Source organism: Roseateles sp. GW821-FHT02E12 (assembly GCF_059421665.1).
Genome location: NZ_JBWKVK010000002.1, coordinates 90,440 through 114,064 on the forward strand (window position 1 = coordinate 90,440; position 23,625 = coordinate 114,064).

The following is a 23,625-nucleotide window of genomic DNA, read 5'->3' on the forward strand; positions in this document are numbered from 1 at the left end:
CGGGCCGGCAAGCCAGGCTTCAGGCCGGCCAGCGGCCGCCACTGGCACGGGGCCGGTCGGCAAGGTCGCGGCGCAGGCTGACTTCGGCGAAGCCACGGCCGGCCAACTGTTGCGCCAAGGCATCGGCCTGGTCCCAGCCATGCTCCAGCAGCAGCCAACCGCCCGGGGCGAGATGTTGCGGTGCGGCATCAATCAAGGTGCGCAGATCGGCCAGGCCGTCGCCGCCCGGCGTCAGCGCGGTGATCGGCTCGTGGCGCAGCGCCGGCAGGTGCAGGTCGTCGCCGGCGATGTAGGGCGGGTTACTGACGATGAGGTCGAATTGGCGATCCGACAACGGCTCGAACCAGCTGCCGTGCAGCCAGTCGACGTCGAGGGCCAGGCGCTGGCCATTGCCGCGGGCGACGGCCAGCGCGTCAGCGCTGAAGTCGACGGCGGTGACTTCAGCGCGCGGGCAGGCAGCCTTGATGGCCAGCGCGATGGCACCGCTGCCGGTACCGAGGTCAACCACGCTGGGCCGGCCGGGCAGGGCAGCCAGCAGTTCCAGCGCCCAGTCGACCAGGGTTTCGGTGTCGGGGCGGGGGATCAGCGTGGCCGGTGTGACCTGCAGCATCAGGCCGTGGAAGGGCTGCCAGCCGGTCAGGTGTGCCAGCGGCTCGCCAGCGGCCAGGCGGCGCAGCGCAACGTCGGCGCCGGGCGCCGGCGCGTCGCCATGCGTGATGAGCCAGGCGCGGTCCTGGCCGGTCAGGTGGCCGATCAAGGCCTGCGCGTCGCCGCGCTCGACGCCGAGCTGGCGAGCCAGGGCCAACGCTGCGTCCACCGTCAAACTGGCGGTCACGCCCGGCCTTCTTCGAGCTGAGCCAACTGCTCGGCGGCCTGCGCCGCCAGCAGCCCCTGGATCACGTCGTCGAGATCGCCGTCCATGATCTGGCTCAGCTTGTAGAGCGTCAGGTTGATGCGATGGTCGGTGAGGCGCCCCTGCGGGAAGTTGTAGGTGCGGATGCGGTCGCTGCGGTCGCCGGTGCCGATCAGGCCCTTGCGCGTCGCAGCCTCCTTCGCAGCGCGCTCGCTGCGTTCCTTGTCCTGGATGCGTGCCTGTAGAACCTGCAACGCCTTGGCCTTGTTGCTGTGCTGGCTGCGGCCGTCCTGGCATTCGGCCACGATGCCGGTCGGCAGGTGGACGACGCGCACGGCGGAGTCGGTCTTGTTGATGTGCTGGCCGCCGGCGCCGCTGGCGCGGAAGGTGTCGATACGCAGGTCGGCCGGGTTCAGCGTGATGGCCTCGGCCTCATCGGGCTCAGGCATCACGGCGATCGTGCAGGCGCTGGTGTGGATGCGGCCCTGGGCTTCGGTCGCCGGCACGCGCTGCACACGGTGGCCTCCGCTCTCGAACTTGAGGCGGCCGTAGACGTTGTCACCCTCGACGCGCACGACCAGTTCCTTGTAGCCGCCCAGGTCCGACACGTTCTCGGACAGGATCTCGGTGCGCCAGCCCTGGCCTTCGGCAAAGCGCAGGTACATGCGCGCCAGGTCGCCGGCGAACAGCGCGGACTCATCGCCGCCCGCGCCGGCGCGGATTTCGAGGAAGGCGTTGCGCTCGTCGTCGGGGTCTTTTGGGATCAGCGCGAGTTGCAGCTCGGCGTCGAGCGCGGTCAGTGCGGACTCGGCGTTCGCGACTTCCTCGCGGGCCATCTCCACCATCTCGGGGTCATCAAGCATCTCTCGCGCGGCGGCAAGGTCCGCCTCGTGCGCCAGATAGCGGCGGTAGCGTTCGACGAGGCCGGATACCTCGGACTGCTCCTTGGTCAGCGCGCGGTAGCGCTTCATGTCCGAGGCGACGCTGCCGTCGGCGAGGATGGTGTCCAGCTCGGCGAGGCGGAAGCCGAGGCGGTCGAACTGCTGGCGCAGGGAGTCTTTCATGGGCGGCGATCTGAGGCAGTCAAGAGCAGCGCCATGCGTGGCGCCGGGCAGCGAGCGAGATCGCCGCTAAGACTGCTTGCCGTTCGGTCCGCCGCGCAGGAACAGGCGCGAGATGGTCTGCGCGAGTTGCAGGCGCTGCTCGCCATCGCTGGCGTTCAGTTCGGCCAGCGTGCCGTGCAGCATCTTCTGCGTGAGGCCCTTGGAGAGGGCGTCCAGCACCTCTTCGACATCCGCGCCCTTGGCCAGCAGCTTGCGTGCGCGGGCAATCTCGGCCGCGCGCCAGTCGTCGGTCTGCGCGTGCAGGGCCTGGATCAGCGGCACGGTGTGGCGCTGGTCCAGCCAGTGCATGAAGCTCTGCACGCCCGTCTCGACGATGGCCTCGGCCTGCTCGACGGCGGCCTGGCGCTTCTCGCCGGCGGTCTGCACCTGCACGGCGAGTTCGTCGACGGTGTAGAGGTAGACGTCGTCGAGCTGGCCGACCTCGGGCTCGATATCGCGCGGCACGGCCAGGTCGACCATGAACATCGGGCGGTGCTTGCGTTTCTTCAGCGCGCGCTCGACGGCGCCCAGGCCGATCAGCGGCAGGCTGGACGCGGTGCAGGACACGACGATGTCGAACTCGTGCAGGCGGTCGGGCAGGTCGGACAGGCGCACGGCCTCGGCGCCGAAGCGGATGGCCAGCTTCTCGCCGCGCTCCAGCGTGCGGTTGGCCACCGCCATGTGGCGCGGCGTGCGGGCAGCGAAGTGAGTCGCGGTCAGCTCGATCATCTCGCCGGCACCGACGAACAGCACGCGCGTCTTGGCCAGGTCCTCGAACAGCTGGCCGGCCAGGCGCACGGCGGCGGCGGCCATGCTGATGGAGTGGGCGCCGATCTCGGTGGAGCTGCGCACTTCCTTGGCGACCGAGAAGCTGCGCTGGAAGAGCTGGTGCAGCGTGGTGCCCAGGGCGCCCGCGGCCTCGGCTTCCTTCACGGCCTGCTTCATCTGGCCGAGGATCTGTGGTTCGCCCAGCACCATCGAATCCAGCCCGCTCGCGACGCGGAAGGCGTGCCGCGCGGCGGCGCTGCCCTGCATCACGTAGGCGTGTTCGCGCAGGGCGCCGGCCTCGACGCCGCCCGTCTGCGCCAGCCAGGCGATGGCCGGCTGCACCTGGGTCGACGGTGCGGCGACATAGACCTCGGTGCGGTTGCAGGTCGACAGGATGGCGGCCTCGGGGGCGCCGGGCAGCTTCTGCCGCAGGCCGACGAGCGAGGGTGCGAGTTGCTCCAGCGTGAACGCGAACCGCCCGCGCAGATCCAGCGGGGCGGTGTTGTGGTTCAGGCCGAGAGCAAAGACCGACATGGGTTGAATTGTAGGATTCGGCGCTTTTTCACTCGCCGCCTAAGCTTCCTCGAAATGAGTCCACTCGACGCCTTTTGGCATATCGCCAACCTGTTTGCCCCGGCCTGGGGGCTGGCGGCACTGCTGGCGGCGGCTATCAAAGGGCTGTGGCGGCGGCAGGCGAAGTCTGTGAGCTGGCGGAAGTTGTGGGCTTGGGGCGCGGCAGGCGGCTGCTTGGCGGCCATCGCTGCCTTGGCGGTGTTGGGCCGCGACGGCAAGATGGTGGGCTATGCCTTGCTGGTGCTCGGCGTGGCCCTGCCGCAGTGGTATTTGCTCAGTTTCAAGCGCTGAGCACGTCCTCAGTCGTGACGACCTCGCCGCGCAGCGAATGCGCGAAGGCGGTCGTGATGCGCACGTCCACCAGCTGGTTCATCAGCCGCTGAGAGCCCGGGAAGTTGACGATGCGGTTGCACTCGGTGCGGCCCATCAGCTCGGTGGCGTCCTTGCGGGCGGCGCCGGTGACGAGCACCTTCTCGACCTTGCCGACCATGCCTTGCGAAATCGTCAGCGCGTGCGCCTCGATGGCGGCCTGCAGCTCCTGCAGGCGCTTGACCTTGACCTCATAAGGCGTCGTGTCCTCCAGCGCCGCGGCCGGCGTGCCGGGGCGGGGGCTGAAGATGAAGCTGAATGACGCGTCGAAACCGACGTCGTGCACGAGCTTCATCAGCTTCGCATGGTCTTCATCGGTCTCGCCGGGGAAGCCGACGATGAAATCGCTGGCCAGGCGCAGGTCTGGCCGCAGCGCGCGCAGCTTGCGCACGGTGCTTTTGAACTCCAGCGCCGTGTAGCCGCGCTTCATGCCCATCAAGATGCGATCGCTGCCGTGCTGCACGGGCAGGTGCAGGTGGTTCACGAGCTGCGGGATCTTGCCGTAGGCCTCGATGAGGCGAGGGCTGAACTCGTTGGGGTGGCTGGTCGTGAAGCGCAGGCGCTTGATGCCGGGGATCTCTGCCGCGTATTCCAGCAGCAGGGCCAGGTCGGCGAACTCGGCCGTGTCACCCATCTTGCCGCGGTAGGCATTGACGTTCTGGCCCAGCAGGTTGATCTCCATGACGCCCTGGTCAGCCAGGCCGGCGATCTCGGTCAGCACGTCGTCGAAGGGGCGCGAGACCTCTTCGCCACGGGTGTAGGGCACCACGCAGTAGCTGCAGTACTTGGAGCATCCTTCCATGATCGACACGAAGGCCGAGGCGCCGTCGACCTTGGCCGGCGGCAGGTGGTCGAACTTCTCGATCTCGGGGAAGGAGATGTCCACCTGCGGGCGGCGCTGTTCGCGGCGGGCGTCGAGCATCGCGGGGAGGCGGTGCAGCGTCTGTGGGCCGAAGACGATGTCGACATAGGGCGCGCGCTCGATGATGGCCGCGCCTTCCTGCGAGGCCACGCAGCCGCCGACACCGATCATGACGCCCTTGGCCTTCAGGTGCTTCACGCGGCCGAGGTCGCTGAAGACCTTCTCCTGCGCCTTCTCGCGCACCGAGCAGGTGTTGAACAGGATGAGGTCCGCCTGCTCGGGGTCGTTCGTCGACTCGTAGCCCTGTGCGGCGCCCAGCACGTCGGCCATCTTGTCCGAGTCGTACTCGTTCATCTGGCAGCCGAAGGTCTTGATGTAGACCTTTTTCGAAGTCACATCGCTCATTGCTTGATCCAGGTCTGGTTGCCGGGGTTGAACTGCCACGTGGCAGCTTCGACCGGGTTGGTGGGCCAGGGCTTGTTGGCGAGCTCGGCGGCGTTCAGCACCCAGACATCCATGATCAGGCCGCTGCTCTCGACCGTGTAGTGCACGATGAGTTTCTGGCCTGCGATGCCGGCGGGTTGCACGAGGAGGTTGGTCTCGCCCTTGACGCGGCTGCCGGGCGCGAGGCGCGCTGGCTTGCCGTTCAGCAGCACGTCGGGGTGCTGGGTGACGACGAGTTCGCCGCGCAGGGTGTTGGGCGTGAAGAAGCGGTGCGTCTGGGCCTGGGCGGCCACGCAGCTGGCGGCGAGCATCAGCGGGAAAACACAGCGGTACATGGCATGTCCAGTGGCTGCGAGGCGGCGTCACGAAGACGCTGCGGAAATGAAAACGGCCCGAGGGTTGCTCGGGCCGTTCTCTCTTGTTCTGGTGGCGCTTCAGGGACTCGAACCCCGGACCTGTGGATTATGATTCCATCGCTCTAACCAACTGAGCTAAAGCGCCTGAGCCCGCCATTCTAAGCGAAGTTTTTTGACGCTGGCAAGTGGGCTGTGCAGATCAGGGTGCGACGGGGCGCAGGAAGGCTTGCAACGGCTGGCCCGGCAGGCGCTTCAGGCCCTCGACCAGCTGGGTGGCGTTGAACACCGCGCCGGCGTCGTTCGTGTGGGTTCGGGCGTCGGAGAAGAAGGTATCGACGCGCTCGGCACCGATGCCGCGGTAGGCCTCGGTCACGAGCATCGTCAGGTCAATGAACTGGGCACCGTGGGCGCGGGCGACCTGTTCGCCCCAGGCGGCGTAGTTCTCGAAATCACGCGGCTGGCCGGCCTGCCAGCGGTCCTTGTGAGGGATGGGCGACAGCACGACGACGCTGGCGCCCTTGGCCTTGGCGTCGTTGATGTAGCGGGCCAGGTACCAGCCGAAGCTCTGCACCATCTCCTTGCTGCCGTCGGGCCGCGTGTCCTCCACGGCCTCGGGGCCGATGCCGGGCACCGAGCCGCGGTTCTTGCCGGCGGGGTCGCCGATGCGGGCGCCGTCGTTGTGGCCGAACTGGATCAGCAGCGTGTCGCCCGCCTTGAGCTGATCGAGCACCGAGGCCCAGCGGCCTTCGGTGAAGAAGGTGCGGCTGCTGCGGCCGCCGATGGCGTTGTTGACGACGTTGATGCGCTGCGTGTCGAAGAAGGGCGCCAGCCGCTCGCCCCAGCCATAGGCGCCGCCCTGGCCGCCGCTGCGCACGGTGGAGTCGCCGATCAGCACGAGGCTGGGCAACTTCGGGTCGCGCGGGGCTTCGACCTTGACCTTGCGCGCGTCGATAACTGGCCGGTCATCGCTGCCATCCGGCGCAAAGCGGCGCGTGAAGACTGCGTCGGGCAGCACCTTGTTCTGGATCAGGCCGGCGACGACGAGCTGCGCATTGACCGTGGCGCCGGCCAGGTTGGTGTGCACCGTCTCGGGTTCTGGCGGGAACAGCTTGTCCACCTCGGCCTTGCCCACGGCCTCGTAACGCAACGCGCCCCATTCGTTGAGGTCGATGAAGGCGACGCCCTCCTGCCTGGCGACCTCGGCGGCCCAGCCGGCGAAGTTGCCGCCGGCCCGCGTCACCTTCGCGCCGTCCGCCTCCCAGCGCTTGCGGATCACTGGCGAGGCGACGACGGGCGTCGCGCCGGCCGCGCGGATCTCGGCGATGAAGCCGCGCAGGTAGGCACCGTAGGTGTAGACCGTCTCGGGTTTGCCCGTCAGCAGGTTGTCGATGTCTTCCTTCTCGGGCCCGGTGCCGCGCAGCACGCCGCGGGCGCGACTGTTGTCGTTGACGGGGCTGGCGTCGTTGTGGCCGAACTGCATGACGACCCAGTCGCCCTTTTTGATGAAGGGCTTGGTGCGATCCCAGTGGCCGCTGCTGCGGTAGGTGCGGCTGCTCAAGCCGCCCACGGCGCGATTCACGACGTTGATCTTGTTCAGGTCGAAGTAGCCGGCGATCGGGTTGCCCCAGCCCCACTGGCCTTCGGCGCCCTTGCCCTGGCCGTCGTCCTGGCCGTTGCGCACCGTCGAGTCGCCGATGAGGATGAGGGACGGCAGCTCGGGCCGGGCCGGCTCAGGCAGCTTGACCTGGGCACGGGCGGGGTCGGTGCTGGCGGTGAAGGTCTGAGCCTGTGCCAGAGGCAAGGCGAGCAGCGAGAGCAGAGCGATGAGCGTTCGGATCATGGCGCGGATGCTAGGAGCAGGCCGGGCCCGGACAGCGCAAGTTCTTGAGCGATTGAGGCCCAGCAACATGGAGCAACAGAGCCGGTCCTAGAGTCGCGCCACTTCTACCGGGCACCCATCATGTCGCTTCGCAAGACCTCCCTGTTGCTCTGCCTGCTGCTGGCCGCAGCGCCTACCTGGGCGCAGATCGGCCAGCGCTTCCCATCCGAGAAGCGCGTCGTGCCCGACCCGGTCACCGGCACGCCGCTGACCTTCCTGACGACGCAACCGCGTGGTGACTCCAAGATCTACCCCAGCCACCCGCAGTGGACGGCCGACGGCCAGTGGCTGGTGTTCCGCTCGGCGCGCGTGAAAGGCGAGGCCATCGCCGTCAACGAGGCCAGCGGCGAGATGGTGCAGGTCACCGAGGGCGGTTACGACGGCATGCTCAACCTCGCGCAGTCGGGTGGCAACAAGCTGTACTTCCTGCGGCCCGACAAGGGCGGCGCGGCCAAGGCCATGCAGGCCATCGAGGTCGACCTGGACCGCGTCTTCGCCGACAGCAAGGCCGGAGCCATGAAGCCGGCCAACAGCTACCAGCGCGTCATCGGCACCCTGCCGCCCGAGTTGGAGGCCGTGGGCGACAACGCGCTGGACGCCGACGGCCAGTGGTTCTACTTCCGTGTCACTGGCAAGGCTTTCGCGGGGGCAAGGCTGCCGGCCGGCACCAAGATCGAAGCGCCCTTCGGCCCGCGCGGCATGGGCGCGGGCCCGCATGCCATCGGCAAGATCAACGTACGGACGGGCGAGATCAAGCATGTCGTCTCCGTGCCCTTCCAGATCGGCCACATCCAGAGCAACAGCTGGAACCCGGGCGAGCTGGTGTTCAGCTGGGAGACGGGCGGCAAGTCGCCGCAGCGCACCTGGACGGTCAAGGGCGACGGCACCGGCATGCGCCCGCTCTACCCCGAGGCGCCCTACGAGTGGGTCACGCACGAGGCCTTCATCGGCAAGGACGAAGTGGCGCTGGCCATCATGGGCCACCGCGCCATTCCCGGCGTCGTCGACCCCAACCGGCCGGCGGCCACCGATGTGGGCGGTGCCAATCCGGGCCAGGACGCCGCCTGGGGCGACGCCGGCACGCGCGAAAAGCCCACCGGGCTGGCCATCGTCAACCTGCGCTCACGCGAGGTGAACATCGTTGGCCAGACGCCGTCGGGCAGTGGCCTGTGGCATGTGCATGGCTCGTACGACGGGCGCTTTGCGGTGGGCGACGACTTCGGCCGCAGCCTTTACCTGATCGACCGCAAGACGCGCGAAATGATCGTGCTGACCACCGGCCACAAGACGACGGCGCGCGACCACCCGCACCCGACCTTCAGCCCCGACGGCAAGAAGATCCAGATCCAGTCGGCCATGCTGGCCGCTGACGGGCGCGAGATGAATATCTGCATCGTGCCGGTGCCCAAGGCCTGGCTGGAGCGCCAGCCCTGAGATTTCTATTCAAACTGATCTCGATATTTTTTGAAGTCAGAAGTAATTTGAATTTCGATAGATGAATTATTCAAAACAAACCCGCTCCAGGCGGGTTTGTTTATTTGGAGAATTGAATGCCGCGCGGCCTAACGCCTGAATTGCCGGGCAGGCTGCGGGCACCGGGGGCGCAAGCTGCTGCGCTGCCCGCTTTCCCACTGTGGCCTGCATGCACTCAGGCTTGGCGCCGAGTAATCATCGATTTGATCGGAGCCGGTGCTATTCAAGGGTTTTCTCGGAGGTCAAGCAATCACGGTCGTGATTCTTTGCTGGCGTGTGAACACAGCGTGAAACCCGGCCTCTAGACTGTCTTCGGGGCATTAAAGAGAGCCTTTTCGAGCTCTCCCCGGTTGATATTCTGGAGACAGACAAATGCTGAAGAAGATTCACGGTGGTTCGCCGGTTTCGCGTTGGACACCGCTGGCACTTGCCATCTCGGCAGCCCTGGCCGGCCAGGCTCACGCCCAGCAGGCCGCAGCTCCGGCCGAGGCCGCATCTGCGCCCGCGGCCGCCGACAAGGCCAAGGCCCAGCAGCTCGACACGGTCACCGTCACCGGCATCCGCCGCTCCATCCAGAGCGCCATCGACCGCAAGAAGAACGCGTCCACCGTCAGCGACAGCATCGTTGCGGAAGACATCGACCAGTTCCCGGACAAGAACGTCGGCGAGGCGCTGTCGCGCATCACCGGCGTGCAGCTGTCGCGCTCGTTCGGCGAAGGCTCGCAGGTGGCCATCCGTGGCGTCGAGCCCAACCTGAACCGCGTCGAGATCAACGGCATGTCGGTGCTGGGCACCGCCGGCACCGCCGGCCGCGGCGCCGAACTGCGCGAGCTGGCGTCGGAGCTGATCGCCTCCATCGACGTCATCAAGGGCTCGACGGCTGACCTGACCGAAGGCGGCATCGGCGGCACGGTGCGCATCACGACGCGCAAGCCGCTGGACTTCACCAAGCTCACCATCGCCGGCACGCTGTCGGCCGAGCAGGGCAGCCTGCGCGGCGGCACGCAGCCGCGCGGCACGCTGCTGCTGGCCGACAAGTTCCTGGACAACAAGTTGGGCCTGATGGCCAACCTGGTCTACGACAAGATCTACACCCGTGGCGACTTCTCGCGCAACACGTCCTGGGCCTTCCTGCGCGATTGGGACTTCTCGGCCGACAAGACCCTCACCAGCCTGAACGCCAACGCTGCGGCTGTGACCACTTCGGCCGGCTGCAACAGCCTCGCCGCTGCCGACCAGGCACCCTGCCGCAGCCAGTGGTTCGACTACTCGCCGCGCATCTCGCGCTACGGCATCTGGACCCGCGACCACGAGCGCAGCTCCGCCGAAGTGACGGCGCAATACCAGTTCACCAAGGAGCTGGACGCCTATGTGAGCTACCAGGCCAACACCCAGGCGCAGAAGCTCAACGACATGAACTACGGCACCGACTTCTCGGCGGTGACGCGGCTGGCCTCGCCGGGCAATGCGCCCGTCTACTCGGCTACCGGCGTCCCCTCGGGAGGCACCTGCGTCGCCGCGCCTGCGGCGGCTACGCCGGCCGGCATGGTGGTGGAGAACCACCACGTCACGCAGTTCACCGTGGGCAACTGCCTGAACGTGGCCGGCCAGGGCGGCCAAGGCGCCTTCAGCACGTCGGCGCGCGATTTCGCACTGGACGTCAAATCCAAGTACACCACTGCCGGCTTCAAGTTCAAGAACGACAGCTGGCGCGTTGAAGGCCTGCTGGGCGACTCCAAGTCGGACTACAAGAGCGAGAGCAACAACATCGTGCTCACGCAGAACGCGCCGGGCCTGGTCGTCAAGCTCGACGGCAACCACCTGCCGCAGTTCACGTTCCCGACGGCCTACAGCCCGGACAACGCCTCGTCCTATGTGCAGGCGCAGATGCAGTACCGCCCGTCAGCCACCAAGAACGCCGAGCGCCAGGGCAAGCTGGACTTCCAATACAACCTCGATCACAGCTTCTTCCAGAGCCTGTGGTTCGGCGGCCAGATGCGCGAGTCCAGCTCGCGTCAGTACAACGGCGGCGGCTACCTGGTGCAGAACAACGGCAGCTTGACGCTGACCGACGAAGCGGTGGACATCAACGTCCGCACGGCCAACGTCAACCAGACCGTCATCTTCGACCCGCTGTACACCGGCACCGCGCAACGTCCCAACGACGCGCAGAGCTACATCAACAGCGGCTTCAAGACGTCGTATGTGAACGGCACGCGCATGCAGGAGATCGTCAACACGATCCGCACGAAGTCGCCCGGCACCTTCATGGGCGGCTATGGAGACGTCAGTGGCGTTCCCGCCAACTGGACGGCGCCGAGCTATGCCGCTACGGTGGCCTCGGGCATCTTCGATACCAGCGACTTTTCCCACAAATACCTCTACGCGTCGCCCGGCAACGACGGCAAGACCTATCCGCAGATCCCGGCCTTCGACATCACCGAGAAGATCAAGGCGGGCTATGCGCGGCTGGACTGGGGCACCGAGCTCTTCGGCCTGCCGCTGGATGGCAACCTCGGCGTGCGCTACACGCGCACCGACGTGACCTCGACAGGCCTGAAGTCGGACCGCACCTGCAACCCGGCCACGGTGTCGACCTGCTCGGCCCTCGTGAACAGCAACACCGTGGTGTCCATCAGCAACAGCTACAACGATGTGCTGCCCAGCCTGAACGCAACGCTGCAGCTCCTCAACGGCAAGCTGCTGGTCCGCGGTGGTGCGGCCAAGGTGATGGCGCGTCCGGCGATCGACCTGCTGGCGCCCAACGTCACCTGCACGACGGGTAGCGGCGACCCGGCGCGCGGTGGCAACGGCACCGACACCTGCACGGCCGGCAACCCCGACCTGAAGCCCTACCGCGCCACCAAGTACGACCTGAGCGTGGAGTACTACCCCAGCCGCGACACGCAGGTCAGCCTGGCCACCTTCCGGACCGAAATCGGCACCTATGTCCGCACCGGTGTCGTGAGCCGCAGCGTCAACTTCTACGGCGATGGCCGCCTGTTCGACGTGACGCAGGCCGTCAACGGCGAGGGTGCCAAGACGCAGGGCCTGGAGCTGGCTGGCCGCACGGCGCTGTCCTTCCTGCCGGGCTTGCTGGGCAACTTCGGCGTGGATGCCAACTACACCCACATGACGTTCAGCTACGCCAAGGGCAACGAGCTCATCAGCCCGCTGGACAACTCGGTGCTGCCGTATCCGGGCCTGTCGAAGAACTCCTACAACCTGGGCCTGTGGTACGACGACGGCAACTTCAACGCTCGCCTGGCCTACGCCTACCGCGACAAGTACTACACCGGCGGCAACGACGTGTCGGGCAACCCGAACTTCAGCGACAAGACCGGCTACCTGGACGCCAAGATCCAGTGGAAGGCCACGAAGAACTTCACGCTGGCCCTCGAAGCCAAGAACCTGACCAACCAGGCCGAGCTGACCTACGCCGGCGACCTGGGGCGCCCCAACGAGCTGGCCTGGTCCGGCCGCCGCTACTACGTGACGCTGGGCTACAAGCTCTGATCCGATCTCTCTTCGAAGTGACCTCCCGGGCCGGCATGGCCTCTGAGTTGCGCTGACCCCGCGCGCCGGCCCCCGCTCATGCTGGGGCCGTTTTTTTGAGCCGTTGCCATGATCCTTCTGCACCGTTTCTTCGTCTGCCTACTGCTGGCCTGTGCCGGCCTGGCTCAGGCTCAGGCTCAGGCTCAGGCTCAGCCCAGGCAGATGGAGAAGCTCGATCGCGGCCTCGTCGCGCTGAGCACAGGGCAGGGCGTTTTCCTGAGCTGGCGGCTGCTGGGCACCGAGCCGGCTGGCGTGCGCTTCAACGTCTACCGTGACGGCAAGCGCATCAACCACGAGCCGCGGGCGCTGACCAATCTGGTGGACGCGCAGGGCCGCAGCGACAGCCTCTACACCGTGCGCGCCGTCGTTGGCGGCCAGGAGCTGCCCGCGTCCACCGCCACCGCGCCGTGGAGCCAGCCCTATCTGCGCGTGCCGCTGCAAAAACCAGCAGGCGGCGTGACGCCCGACGGTGTGGCCTACACCTACGAGGCTAACGATGGCTCGACCGCTGACCTCGATGGCGACGGCCAGTACGAGCTGATCGTCAAATGGCAGCCCACCAACGCGCACGACAACTCGCACAAGGGCCACACCGGCCACACGCTGGTGGATGCCTACAAGCTCGACGGCACCCGGCTGTGGCGCATCGACCTCGGGCAAAACATCCGCGCCGGCGCGCACTACACGAGCTTTCTCGCCTACGACTTCGACGGCGACGGCAAGGCCGAAGTCATGATGAAGACGGCCGACGGCACGGTCGACGGCCAGGGAAAAACCATCGGCGACGGCAAGGCCGACTACCGCAACGAGGCCGGCTACGTGCTGGCCGGGCCGGAGTTCCTGACCGTCTTCAACGGCCTGACCGGCGCGGCGATGGCGACCGTCGACTACACGCCGCCGCGCGGCGACGTGGGTGCCTGGGGCGATACCTATGGCAACCGTGTCGACCGCTTCCTTGCCGGCGTGGCCTACCTGGACGGCAAGCGCCCCAGCGCCGTGTTCTCCCGCGGTTACTACACCCGCGCCGTGCTGGCCGCCTGGGACTGGCGTGACGGCAAGCTGACACAGCGCTGGGTCTTCGACACCGATGCGGACGCGTCAGCCAAACCGGTCGCAGGGCAGGGCGCTCACTGGTTCTCGGTGGCCGACGTCAACGGCGACGGCCTGGACGACATCATCTATGGCGCCGCCACCATCTCCGGCACCGGCAAGCTGCTCTACAGCACCGGCCTGTGCCATGGCGACGCGCTGCACGTCAGCGCCTTCGACCCGGCGCGCGAAGGCCAGCAGATCTTCATGGTGCACGAGAGCCCGCGCTGCTACGGCGAGCACGGCCTGGAGATGCACGACGCCGCCACCGGCAAGGTGCTGTGGAGCATGTCCGGCAAGAACACCGACGTGGGCCGCGGCGTCTGCTTCGACATCGACCCCGCCTACCCCGGCGCCGAATGCTGGGGAAGCGTGGGCGGCCTGATGAGCGCGGGCGGCAAGCTGATCAGCGAGCAACACCCCAACCGCTACAACTTCGCCATCTGGTGGGATGGCGACCTGCTGCGCGAATCGCTGGACCACGTCTCCGTCGACAAGTGGAACCCCGCCACCTTCAAGTTCGAGAACGTGCTGAACGGCAAGAAGTTCGGCGCCGCCTCCAACAACGGCACCAAGGGCAACCCCGTGCTGTCGGCCGACCTCTTCGGCGACTGGCGCGAGGAAGTCGTCTGGCGCAACGAGGACAGCACCGCGCTGCTGGTCTTCTCGACGGCCGTGCCCACCGAGCACCGCCTCGTCACGCTGATGCACGACCCGCAATACCGCGTGCAGGTCGCCGCGCAGAACGCCGGCTACAACCAGCCGCCTCACACCAGCTTCCACCTGGGCCACGGCATGAAGCCGCCGCGCTACCTGCCGATCACGACGCCATGAGGATTGCCGCCCTGTTGCTGCTGGTTCTGCTGACCGGCTGCGCGACGCCCGAACCCGCGCCGCGGCCGCTGTACCGCGACCCGGTACTGGATGGCGCCGCCGACGTGTCCCTCGTCTTCAACCGCGGCCTGAAGCGCTGGGAGATGTTCTACACAAACCGCCGCGCCACGATGCGGCTGGACGACCCCAAGGACGTGACCTGGGTGCACGCCACGCCCATCGGCGTTGCGACGACGGATGACGGCAACCACTGGCGCGCGTCGGGCGAGGCCAAGTTCCCTGCCGAGTGCACCGGCGTCACGCTGTGGGCGCCCGAGATCCAGGACTTCGACGGCGTGTATCACCTATGGCTCACCATCGTGCCCGGTGTGCACAAGAGCTGGACAGGCGAGCGCCGCATCGAGCACCTGACCAGTACCGATCTGCGTACCTGGCAATGCGCCGGCCGCGCGGATCTGGGCTCACCCAAGGTCATCGACGCGTCCGTCATCCGCGCGCCGCAAGGCGGCTGGCGCATGTGGTTCAAGGACGAGCAGGGCGGCAGCAGGCTCAAAGCGGCGGACAGCACTGACCTGAAGACCTGGACCGTGCGTGGCCCGGTGAGCCCGTTGCCCGGCGAAGGCCCCACGGTCTTCCAGTTCGCCGGCAAATGGTGGCTGGTGGCTGACCTGTGGAAGGGCTTGCTGGTGCTGCGCTCCGACGACGCACAGAACTGGGAAGAGCAGCCCGCGCGCCTGCTGGCCGACATCGGCCAGCACCCAACCGACCGCGCCAAGGGTCAGCACCCGGGCGTCACGGTTGTCGACGGCAGGGCCTACCTGTTCTATTTCACGCACCAGAGTGGCGAGCCGGAAGCGAAGACGGACGACCGCTGGCATCAGCGCACGGTCATCCAGTCCGCGGAGCTGACCGTGAAGGACGGCTGGCTGAGCGTGGATCGCGACGCGCCGCCACCCGATCTGCGCCCGGCCTTCAAGGCTCGCTGATGCGCGCGCTGCTGTTGGCCCTGCTGTATGTGCTGGCCAGCTCAGCGCACGCCGGCCTCACCGTCGACACCAAGGCCACGCTGGGCAGCGTGCCGCTCGATGGCGCTGTCATCGTCGCGGCGCCGGACGCCGATCCTCTCGAGGTATTTGTCGCCAAGGACCTGGCGGACGACCTGAAGCGACTGGGGATGCGCGTCGGCAACAAGGGCGCAATTCAGATCTGGGTCGGCACGGTCGGTCGCCACCCCGCCATCGACGCCGCCGGCCTTGACCTGGGCAAGCTCAAGGGCTGCTGGGAGTGCTTCCAGATCGCGCTGCTGCACAACCCTGCCCCGGGCGTGAAAGCCGCGCTCGTCGTCGCGGGCGCCGACCGCCGCGGTACGGCCTACGGCGTCTACACGCTGAGCCAGGCCCTGGGCGTGTCGCCCTGGCACTGGTGGGCCGACGTGGCGCCGCTCAAGCGTGGCCCGCTGCACCTCTCCTTGACCGAGACGCTGCACGACGGCCCCGCCGTGAAGTACCGAGGCCTCTTCATCAACGACGAGGACTGGGGCCTCTTCCCCTGGGCCTCTCGCACCTTCGAGCCCGAGGCCGGCACCATCGGCCCCAAGACCTACGAGCAGGTCTTCCGCCTGCTGCTGCGCCTGAAGGCCAACACGCTGTGGCCGGCCATGCACCAGGTGTCGGGCGCCTTCAACGCCAACCCCGAGAACGCCAGGCTCGCGCAGCGCTACGGCATCGTCATGGGCTCGTCCCACGCCGAGCCCCTGCTGCGCAACAACGTCGCCGAGTGGAAGGCACCGCCTGACCAGTACAACTACGCGACCAATCCTGAACAGGTGCGCGACTACTGGGCCGAGCGGCTGAAGACCAACGGCCGCTTCGACAACCTCTACACGCTGGGCATGCGCGGCATCCACGACTCCGGCATGCAGGGCGGCGGCACGGTGGCCGAGAAGCAGGCGCTGCTGAACCGCCTGATTGCCGACCAGCGCGAGCTGCTCGCCAAGCACGTGGGCGATCCGACGCAACTGCCCCAGGTCTTCGTGCCCTACAAGGAAGTGCTGCCGCTGCTGCCTGGCCTGGCCTTGCCTGAGGACGTGACGCTGGTCTGGCCCGACGACAACTTCGGCTACCTCCGCCAGTTCCCGGATGCCGCCCAGGCGAAGCGGTCGGGCGGCTCGGGCGTGTATTACCACCTGAGCTACCTCGGCGCACCGCTGTCCTACCTGTGGCTCAGCACCACGCCGCCTGCACTGGTGGCTGAAGAAATGGGCCGGGCCTTCGACGCTGGCGTACAGCGGCTGTGGATCGCCAACGCCGGCGACATCAAGCCGCATGAGATCAACCTCAGCCATTGGTTCGACCTGGCCTGGAACCCGGCCGCCGTACGCACGCAAGGGCAGGGCGCCTACCTTCGCGATCTGGCCACGCGGCTGTTCGGCGTCGCGGAGATTGCCGACCTCTGGGATGGCTACTACCGCCTCAACTTCGAGCGCCGCCCCGAGCACCTGCAGTTCCATCTGCCGGGCGAACGCGTGCGCCGCAGCGGCCTTGCACCGGCCGTCATCGACGAACGCCTGGGCCGCTTCGCGCGCTTGCTCTCAGCGCTCGACGCCGTGCGCCCGCGCATCGCCGCCGAACAGCAGGGCGGCTTCTTCCAGCTCGTCGAATACCCGCTACGCGCCTCCGCCCTGGCCAACGAACGCTTCTTCGCGCTGGAGCGCTACGCCGCCACGATGGAGCGCGATCCCGCCGGTGCCCGTCGCTTTGCCGCCCAGGCCGTGCGCGCCGACCAGCGCCTCAAGGCCCTGACCGCGCGCTACAACGGTGGCCGCTGGGCGGGCATCCTGGCCGAGGAGCCGGCTGATGGCTTGTGGACGAGCTACCGCCAGCAGGCGCCGCTGCTGCCGGCCGCCGGCCTGGGTGGCCGCGCGACCGATGCGCTGAGCGATCTCGCGAAAGCCGCGGCCGACCTCGCGCCCGTGGCTGCTGCCGAAGCGCCGCCCGCGCTGCGCGTGACCGCGTCAGAGGGCTGGCGCCGCATCCCCGGTCTCGGCCGTGGCGAAGGCGTGCTGGCTGCCCAGCAACCCGGCGCAACGCTGACCCTGCAAGCCGAGTCCACCGCTGGCCCGGGCTGCCTGCGCGTCCACCTGCTGCCCACCTACCCACTGGCCTCGGGAGAGCCCTGGCAGGTCGAGTTGCTCGCCGACGGCCAGACCCACCCGCTGCGCTGGCCGCGCGGCGCTCAGGATGCCGCCTGGGCGCAGGGCGTGCTGGCCAACCGCCTGACCGCAACCGCCACACTCCCCGATCGTTCCGGCGCATCGTTGCGCCTGAAGGCTGGCCAAAGCGACCTGATGTTCGATGGCGCCGAGCTGCTGCCCGGCGCCTGCAAAGGCAACCCATGAAGCTCGCATCCCTCGCCCTCGCGGCCCTGCTGACGGCGCCGTTCGCGCAGGCCCAGAACCCACTCGCCCTTGGCAAGGACCTGCGCACTGCCGACCCCTCCGGCCATGTCTGGAAGGACGGCAAGATGTGGCTCTACACCTCGCACGACGAGGAATGCCAGGCCGACTTCCACATGAAGGACTGGTATGCCTTCTCGTCCACCGACCTCGTCAACTGGACCAACCACGGCGCCGTGCTGTCGGTGAAAGACCTGAAGTGGGCCGACGACTACGCCTGGGCGCCTGACGCTGCCTACAAGAACGGCAAGTACTACCTCGTCTTCCCCGCCGGCACCGGCGTGAAGGACCGGCAGAACCCCAAGAACAGCACCAAGTGGATGGGCGTGGGCATCGCCGAGAGCGACAGCCCGGCAGGCCCCTTCAAGGACATGATCGGCGCGCCGCTGTGGCGCAAGCCCTATGCGAACGACCCGGTGCTGTTCGTCGACGACGACGACCGTGCCTACCTCTACAGCCGCACGTCCGGCGTGAACTACCTCGTGGCCGAGATGGCCGACGACATGCGCAGCCTCAAGGGCGAGCTGCAGAAGATGGACATGGGTGGCTACGAGCCGCCGATGGAAGGCCCGTGGGTGTTCAAGCGCAACGGCCTGTACTACTTCACGATGCCGGAACACAACCGCATCCTGACCTACTACACGGCCAAGACGCCCAAGGGCCCGTGGACCTACCGCGGCGTCATCATGGAGCAGGAGAACAACGCCAACAACCACCACTCCATCGTGCAGTACAAGGGCCAGTGGGTGCTGTTCTATCACCGCTGGCTGGAGACGCCGGGTGCGGCCTGCAACAAGACCCAGCGGCATGTGGCGGCGGAGTACCTGGTCTTCAACGACGACGGGACGATCAGGAAGATCGAGCGGACCAAGGAAGGGGTGGGGGACTTCCCGAGGCGGGTGGGTGGGCGCTGAGGTGATGTGAAAACTGCCGCTGGGTGGCGGCCGGGCGTGTCGGCATAGTCCGTGATCGTTCAGGACTGCCAACCACGCCACCCAATGAAACCCATCGTTCGCCAGATTGCCTGGTTGACCGGCGTCGCTGCCGTTTGCGCCGTGGCCTGGGCGGTCAGCAGTGGGCATGGCGACGTTGCGGTGACGCCGTTCCCTGCCGCGCTGCAGCCCACACCACCGACCGCTGCGGCATCGACTCCACCTGTGCTGCATCCAGCCTCGGCGGCGCTCGGGCAGGCAGCATCGCCTTCCCCGGTTGCGCCGGCTACGGCGCCCATGCCCCGCCCGCCGCCGGATGTCTCGCGCATGCAGCGCGAGATTCAAATAGCCGTCAGCAGCGACCAGCGCGGCAAGGCCGGCGAGGCGGCGTGGCACATCAAGACCTGCGAAAGCGTCGAGAGACTCCGTGCGCAGGTCGACGCCGGATGGCACCGCAAGTCCGAGGCTGACGGCCGCGCGCTTCTGGCCGGCATGCAGCAGGACCTGGCGTCCTGCCAGGCCGTGGATGCCGCGTCACGCGCGCAACTGGTGCCACTGCTGCGCCGCAGCCTCGCCGAAGGCGATCGAGGTGCGGCGGCTGCGCTGGTGTCGGCGCTGGGCAAGGGTTTTGACGTGGCCTCAGAGCCCACGGTCGTGGCCGCGTTGCGCCGCGACGCCTGGGCCTGCGACCGCATGTCGCAGGCCTGGCTCAGCACGCTGGCTGCACAGCACCCGCGGCTGCTGACACCCAACGAGATCGGCGCGCTGCGTGAGCAGCAGCGCGCCGAGATCAGCAAGGGGACCGAGGAGGTGCGGCGCCGGCCCGACATCGACCCCGCCCACATAGCTGCGTTGGAGAGCTTGCTGGCCAGCTTCAAACCGCCGCCCGGGGCAGACCCCACCGAGGTTGCGCGGCTGGCAGCCGACATCCAGGGCCGCTGCACGCCTGAGCGCTGACCTGACCGCTCAGAACCGATACAGCCATCCCGCGAACAAGCTCGCCTGGTAGCGGCGCTCCACCAGCGGGCTCTCCTGCACCGGCTTGCCCAGCAGGCGGGCCGACATGTCCAGGAACAGCATCTCGTTGCTGCCCGTCGCATAGGTGAAGCGCAGGCCGCCTTCGGCCTGGGTGGCCGACCTGCCCAGGTAGACGGGCCGGCCGGCGATGGCCTCGGTGGGCTTCACGCCGAAGTAGTAGTTCACGTACTTCTTGTCCACGCCGCGCACGCCCAGGCGGGGCGTGACGGCCAGGTCGCCGAAGTCGAAGCGCTTCTCGTACTCCAGGGAGAAGATGCGGCCCTTGCTGTTGCTGGTCGCGTCGCCCAGCACCTCCAGCGACAGCTCGCCCATGCCGGTGTCCCAGATGGCCGCAGCGCCCAGCCACAGGCCCTCCTTGCGGCGGTCCATGCCGCGCAGGAAGTCGGAGTCCTTGGCCTTGTAGCCGTCGAAGCCGAAGCGCGTGCGCAGCCGGTACTTGATGTCGCCGGTGCTGCCCAGCTTCAGGTCCAGCGTGGGCACGGCGACCGACACCCAGTCGTTCTCGTAGATCAGCAGCGGCAGCACGCGGGCCTTGGTGTCCACGCCGCGGTAGGGCTCCAGCGTGGCGCCGGCGCCGATGCCGGCGATGGTCAGCGAGCCAGAGGCGCCGTCGGGCGGGGCGTTCTGGGCCAGGGCCGGCGTCGTGATCAAAAGCACGGCGGCGAGGCGAAGGACTTGGGCTTGCATCGAGAACTTCCTTGGTGGGGATGAAACGCTGCGCAGCGTAGGCAGGCCAAATTAGCCAGGCGTTAAGGCAAGGACCGCCCCCCAGGTTCGAGGCGGCCTCATTCGCGCATAAGTGAGGGCGCGTAAATTCCGCGCATGCGCGCACTGCTGGTGGAAGACGACGAGATGATCGGCACGAGCCTGACCCAGGCGCTGGCCCGTGCCGGCTGGTCGGTGGACTGGGTGCGCGACGGCGAGCCCGCCCGCGCGGCGCTGGCCGATGGTGGCTATGCCTGCGTGCTGCTGGACCTGGGCCTGCCCCGGCTGGACGGCCTGAGCCTGCTGCGCCAGCTGCGTGCACGCGGCGAGCTGACGCCGGTGCTGGTGCTGACGGCGCGCGACGGCGTCGAGTCGCGCATCGAGGGGCTGGACCTGGGCGCCGACGATTACCTGGCCAAGCCCTTCGAGATGGGCGAGCTGCTGGCCCGCATGCGCGCGGTGCTGCGCCGGCGCAGCGGTGTGGCCCAGTCGCTGCTGGGCAGTGGCGCCGCGTTGCAGCTGGACCTCAACACCCGCGAGGCGCTGCGCGACGGCCAGCGCGAGACCCTCACCGCGCGCGAGTTCGCGCTGCTGCGCGCGCTGCTGGAGCGGCCCGGCGCCATCCTGTCGCGCGAGCAGTTGGAGCAGCGCATCTACGGCTGGGGCGAAGAGGTGGGCAGCAACATGATCGACGTGCTGATCCACGGCATGCGCCGCAAACTCGGGGCCGACGCCATCCGCAACGTGCGTGGCCTGGGCTGGCGCGTGGCGCTGGCGGACGCTGCATGAGCTGGCCGCGTTCGCTGCGCGGCCAACTGGTGCTGTGGCTGCTGCCGCTGCACCTGCTGACCTCGGTGGTTGTGGGTAGCGCGTTCTATTTCAGTTACCACGATGTGGTGCATGCCTACATGGATGGCCAGATGAGGGCGCTGGCGCATTCACATACAGAGCGCTCTTGCGCGAGCCTGGGCACGCCGTTGCAGCTGACCGGCCCCGACGTGTATGAGGATGGCGGCTTCATCGTGCAGCTCTGGTGCGTGCGCGACCCTGCGCGCCGAGCCAGCTCCTGGCCCGCCCTGGACGTGCCGCTGCAAGCCACGTCTGGCTGGCGGGGCTTGAGCGCCGGCGGCGAGGAGTGGCGGGCGTACACCACGCCAGCCGACTCGGGCAGCGGTGAGCTGCGCGCCCAGGTGCTGCACAGCCAGCGCTTTCGGGATGAAGAAATCGGTGGGCGGGCGGTGCTGGCCGGCCTGTCGGGTTTCATGCTGCTGCCGGTGGCGCTGGGTGTCTTGTGGCTGGTGGTGGGCCGGGCCTCGCGCCGCTTGCGCGACGGGGCGCTGCAGCTCGCCGGGCGCGACGAGCACAGCCTCGGCGGCATCGCGCCGGCCGTGCCCTCGGAGATGACGCCACTGGTGCAGGCCTTCGAATCGCTGTTGATGCGGCTGCGCGGGGCGCTCAACGTGCAGCGCCGCTTTGTGCAGGACGCCGCGCACGAGCTGCGCACCCCGCTGACGGCGCTGAGCCTGCAGCTGGAGAACTTGCGCCCGCATCTAGCTAACGCCAAGCCCGAGTTCGATCAACTGCAGCAGGGCATGCGGCGGGCGCAGCACCTGGTGGAGCAGATGCTCAGCCTGTCGCGCCAGGAGGCCGCACGCGCTGATGGCACCTTAACCTGGGTGGACTTGCGCACGCTGCTGCGCGCCAGCATCGGCCAGGCCATGGCGCTGGCCGACCGCAACGGCATCGAGGTCGGCTTTGTCGACGGCATCGAAGGGGTGCTGCAACTGCAGGCTGTTGAAGGCGATCTGCGCAGCCTTTTCGACAACCTCATCGACAACGCGCTGCGCCACACACCGGCGGGCGGCGAGGTGGAGTTGAGGCTGGTGCAGGGCGAGGGTGGCGCGCGCTGGGTGGATGTGGTGGACAGCGGCCCGGGCCTGCCCGAGGCGATGCGCGAGCGGGTGTTCGACCGCTTCTTCCGCATGCCCGACGCGCCGGCCGGTGGCAGCGGCCTGGGCCTGGCCATTGCCCGCCAGGCGGGGCTGAGGCATGGCCTGCGCATCGAGCTGCTCGGCCGTGACGATGGGCTTGGCGGGCTGGTGGCACGCGTGCATCTGCCTTCGACACCCGCCTAAGTCCCAGCCAATTCATGCCGCCTAGATTGGGCGACATGAACACCACCTCACGCCTCAACCTCGTCCGCCAGGCCGCTTTCGGGCTGCTGCTGGTGCTGGCCACCCTCATCGGCGTGGCGGCGCTGCGGTTTGCGCTGCCGGGCCAGCCTTTCGCGCCGCCGCTGCCGAACCTGGCACTGCAGCGCGAGATCCTGATCGCGCACGCCGTCAGCGCCGGCCTGGCCTTGATGCTCGGGCCCTGGCAGTTTTCCACCCGCCTGCGGGCCCGCCATCCGCGGCTGCACCGTCGCATCGGCTGGGCTTACGCAGCCTGCCTGCTGGTGGGCGGCATCAGCGGGCTACCGCTCGCTGCCCAGGCCATGGGCGGGCCGGTGGCCCGGCTGGGCTTCGGCCTGCTGGCCCTGGCCTGGCTGGCCACCACCGCCATCGCGCTCATCCACATCCGCGCCCACCACATCGCCCGGCATCGGCGCTGGATGCTGCGCAGCTTCGCGCTGACGGCGGCGGGCATCTCGCTGCGGCTGCAGCTGGGCGTGGCCGGCGCCTTGGGTGTGCCCGTGGAAGCCATCTACACCGCCGTGGCCTGGACCTGCTGGGTGCCGAATGCATTGCTGGCCGAGCTGTGGCTGTGGCCGCCGACGCCGGTGTCGCGCCGGGAGCGGCAATCGGCCTGGCCGGCAACGCAAACAGGCACGGATGGAATGCCACATCCCTGGGCAACAATTTGCGCGCTCGCGCCCGCCGCAGGGGCTGGCCGCATGAAGGGAAACCAAGAGATGCAAGGTCACTGCCTGTGCGGCACCGTCCGCTTCACATCGCCTGACGCCAAGGGCATCGGCGCCTGCCATTGCGGCTTCTGCCGGCGCTGGGGTGGCGGCCCGCTGCTGGCCGTGCATTGCGGGCCCAACGTCCGCTTCGAAGGCGAGGAACACATCGGTGTCTATGCGTCGTCGGAGTGGGCCGAGCGCGCCTTCTGCAAGCATTGCGGCACCCACCTCTTCTACAAGCTGCTGGCCACCGGTGAGTACTTTGTGCCGGCCGGTGCCTTCGAGACCGACGACTTCGAGCTGGCCAGCCAGATCTACATCGACAAGAAGCCCGGCTACTACGACTTCGCCAACCAGACGCCGATGCTGACGGAGCAGCAGGTCATCGCGCAGTACGCGCCGCCGGGCGACGCCACCGGATGACCCACTTCCGCAG

The 23,625-nt window shown here is 68.1% G+C and carries 18 protein-coding genes and 1 tRNA gene; 11 read left to right on the forward strand and 8 right to left on the reverse strand.

The features are described 5' to 3' along the window. Positions 1–19: 19 nt before the first annotated feature. From prmC to hemA, 3 genes are all read right to left on the reverse strand, one after another. Positions 20–835, reverse strand: a complete 816-nt coding sequence (prmC, locus tag AC07V5_RS11220; protein WP_495115758.1) for a peptide chain release factor N(5)-glutamine methyltransferase — start codon at positions 833–835, stop codon at positions 20–22. Next, positions 832–1,917 (reverse strand): peptide chain release factor 1, encoded by a 1,086-nt coding sequence (prfA, locus tag AC07V5_RS11225; RefSeq protein ID WP_495115759.1) that lies wholly within the window; start codon positions 1,915–1,917, stop codon positions 832–834. Before prfA ends, prmC begins: the two co-directional genes overlap by 4 nt. A gap of 66 nt (positions 1,918–1,983) precedes the next feature. Continuing rightward, positions 1,984–3,258: a glutamyl-tRNA reductase gene (hemA, locus tag AC07V5_RS11230; protein WP_495115760.1), complete on the reverse strand. Its 1,275-nt coding sequence runs from the start codon at positions 3,256–3,258 to the stop codon at positions 1,984–1,986. A gap of 54 nt (positions 3,259–3,312) precedes the next feature. On the opposite strand from hemA, the gene AC07V5_RS11235 reads away from it, so the two are divergent. Then, positions 3,313–3,588 carry a hypothetical protein gene (locus AC07V5_RS11235; RefSeq protein WP_495115761.1) on the forward strand — a complete coding sequence of 92 codons (276 nt, stop codon included), beginning with the start codon at positions 3,313–3,315 and terminating at the stop codon, positions 3,586–3,588. On the opposite strand, the gene miaB is transcribed toward AC07V5_RS11235, so the two are convergent. From miaB to AC07V5_RS11255, 4 genes are all read right to left on the reverse strand, one after another. Continuing rightward, complete coding sequence (miaB, locus tag AC07V5_RS11240) at positions 3,578–4,933, reverse strand: tRNA (N6-isopentenyl adenosine(37)-C2)-methylthiotransferase MiaB (protein ID WP_495115762.1); 1,356 nt, start codon at positions 4,931–4,933, stop codon at positions 3,578–3,580. The two genes, AC07V5_RS11235 and miaB, sit on opposite strands and share 11 nt — an antisense overlap. Next, positions 4,930–5,307 carry a hypothetical protein gene (locus AC07V5_RS11245; RefSeq protein ID WP_495115763.1) on the reverse strand — a complete coding sequence of 126 codons (378 nt, stop codon included), beginning with the start codon at positions 5,305–5,307 and terminating at the stop codon, positions 4,930–4,932. The genes miaB and AC07V5_RS11245 overlap by 4 nt, the downstream gene beginning before the upstream one ends. A gap of 89 nt (positions 5,308–5,396) precedes the next feature. Then, positions 5,397–5,473: transfer RNA gene (locus AC07V5_RS11250), tRNA-Met, on the reverse strand. Positions 5,474–5,527: 54 nt separating this feature from the next. Beyond that, positions 5,528–7,168 carry a GDSL-type esterase/lipase family protein gene (locus AC07V5_RS11255; RefSeq protein ID WP_495115764.1) on the reverse strand — a complete coding sequence of 547 codons (1,641 nt, stop codon included), beginning with the start codon at positions 7,166–7,168 and terminating at the stop codon, positions 5,528–5,530. A 120-nt stretch (positions 7,169–7,288) separates the two neighbouring features. Here AC07V5_RS11255 and AC07V5_RS11260 point away from each other — a divergent pair, with 120 nt between their 5' ends. The 7 genes from AC07V5_RS11260 to AC07V5_RS11290 all read left to right on the forward strand — a co-directional run bounded on the left by AC07V5_RS11260 (position 7,289) and on the right by AC07V5_RS11290 (position 19,501). Next, a complete protein-coding gene (locus AC07V5_RS11260) occupies positions 7,289–8,641 on the forward strand; it encodes a TolB-like translocation protein (RefSeq protein ID WP_495115765.1) in 1,353 nt (450 codons plus the stop codon). Positions 8,642–9,052: 411 nt separating this feature from the next. Continuing rightward, positions 9,053–12,196, forward strand: coding sequence for a TonB-dependent receptor (locus tag AC07V5_RS11265; protein WP_495115766.1), 3,144 nt, complete (start codon positions 9,053–9,055; stop codon positions 12,194–12,196). A 108-nt stretch (positions 12,197–12,304) separates the two neighbouring features. Further along, positions 12,305–14,158 (forward strand): rhamnogalacturonan lyase, encoded by a 1,854-nt coding sequence (locus AC07V5_RS11270; protein WP_495115767.1) that lies wholly within the window; start codon positions 12,305–12,307, stop codon positions 14,156–14,158. After that, positions 14,155–15,144: a hypothetical protein gene (locus AC07V5_RS11275; protein WP_495115768.1), complete on the forward strand. Its 990-nt coding sequence runs from the start codon at positions 14,155–14,157 to the stop codon at positions 15,142–15,144. Before AC07V5_RS11270 ends, AC07V5_RS11275 begins: the two co-directional genes overlap by 4 nt. Continuing rightward, a complete protein-coding gene (locus tag AC07V5_RS11280; RefSeq protein WP_495115769.1) occupies positions 15,144–17,555 on the forward strand; it encodes a glycosyl hydrolase 115 family protein in 2,412 nt (803 codons plus the stop codon). The genes AC07V5_RS11275 and AC07V5_RS11280 overlap by 1 nt, the downstream gene beginning before the upstream one ends. Continuing rightward, a complete protein-coding gene (locus tag AC07V5_RS11285) occupies positions 17,552–18,526 on the forward strand; it encodes a family 43 glycosylhydrolase (RefSeq protein ID WP_495115770.1) in 975 nt (324 codons plus the stop codon). Before AC07V5_RS11280 ends, AC07V5_RS11285 begins: the two co-directional genes overlap by 4 nt. 84 nt (positions 18,527–18,610) lie before the next feature. After that, positions 18,611–19,501 (forward strand): hypothetical protein, encoded by an 891-nt coding sequence (locus AC07V5_RS11290; protein ID WP_495115771.1) that lies wholly within the window; start codon positions 18,611–18,613, stop codon positions 19,499–19,501. A gap of 9 nt (positions 19,502–19,510) precedes the next feature. Here the strand turns inward: AC07V5_RS11290 and AC07V5_RS11295 are convergent, their stop codons facing one another. After that, positions 19,511–20,269: a MipA/OmpV family protein gene (locus tag AC07V5_RS11295; RefSeq protein ID WP_495115772.1), complete on the reverse strand. Its 759-nt coding sequence runs from the start codon at positions 20,267–20,269 to the stop codon at positions 19,511–19,513. A gap of 135 nt (positions 20,270–20,404) precedes the next feature. On the opposite strand from AC07V5_RS11295, the gene AC07V5_RS11300 reads away from it, so the two are divergent. The 3 genes from AC07V5_RS11300 to AC07V5_RS11310 are packed head-to-tail and all read left to right on the forward strand — an operon-like array spanning position 20,405 to position 23,612. Then, a complete protein-coding gene (locus tag AC07V5_RS11300; protein WP_495115773.1) occupies positions 20,405–21,076 on the forward strand; it encodes a response regulator in 672 nt (223 codons plus the stop codon). Beyond that, on the forward strand, positions 21,073–22,422 hold the full coding sequence (locus AC07V5_RS11305) for a sensor histidine kinase (RefSeq protein WP_495115774.1): 1,350 nt from the start codon (positions 21,073–21,075) through the stop codon (positions 22,420–22,422). The genes AC07V5_RS11300 and AC07V5_RS11305 overlap by 4 nt, the downstream gene beginning before the upstream one ends. A 35-nt stretch (positions 22,423–22,457) precedes the next feature. After that, on the forward strand, positions 22,458–23,612 hold the full coding sequence (locus AC07V5_RS11310) for a DUF2306 domain-containing protein (RefSeq protein ID WP_495115775.1): 1,155 nt from the start codon (positions 22,458–22,460) through the stop codon (positions 23,610–23,612). Positions 23,613–23,625 lie beyond the last annotated feature (13 nt).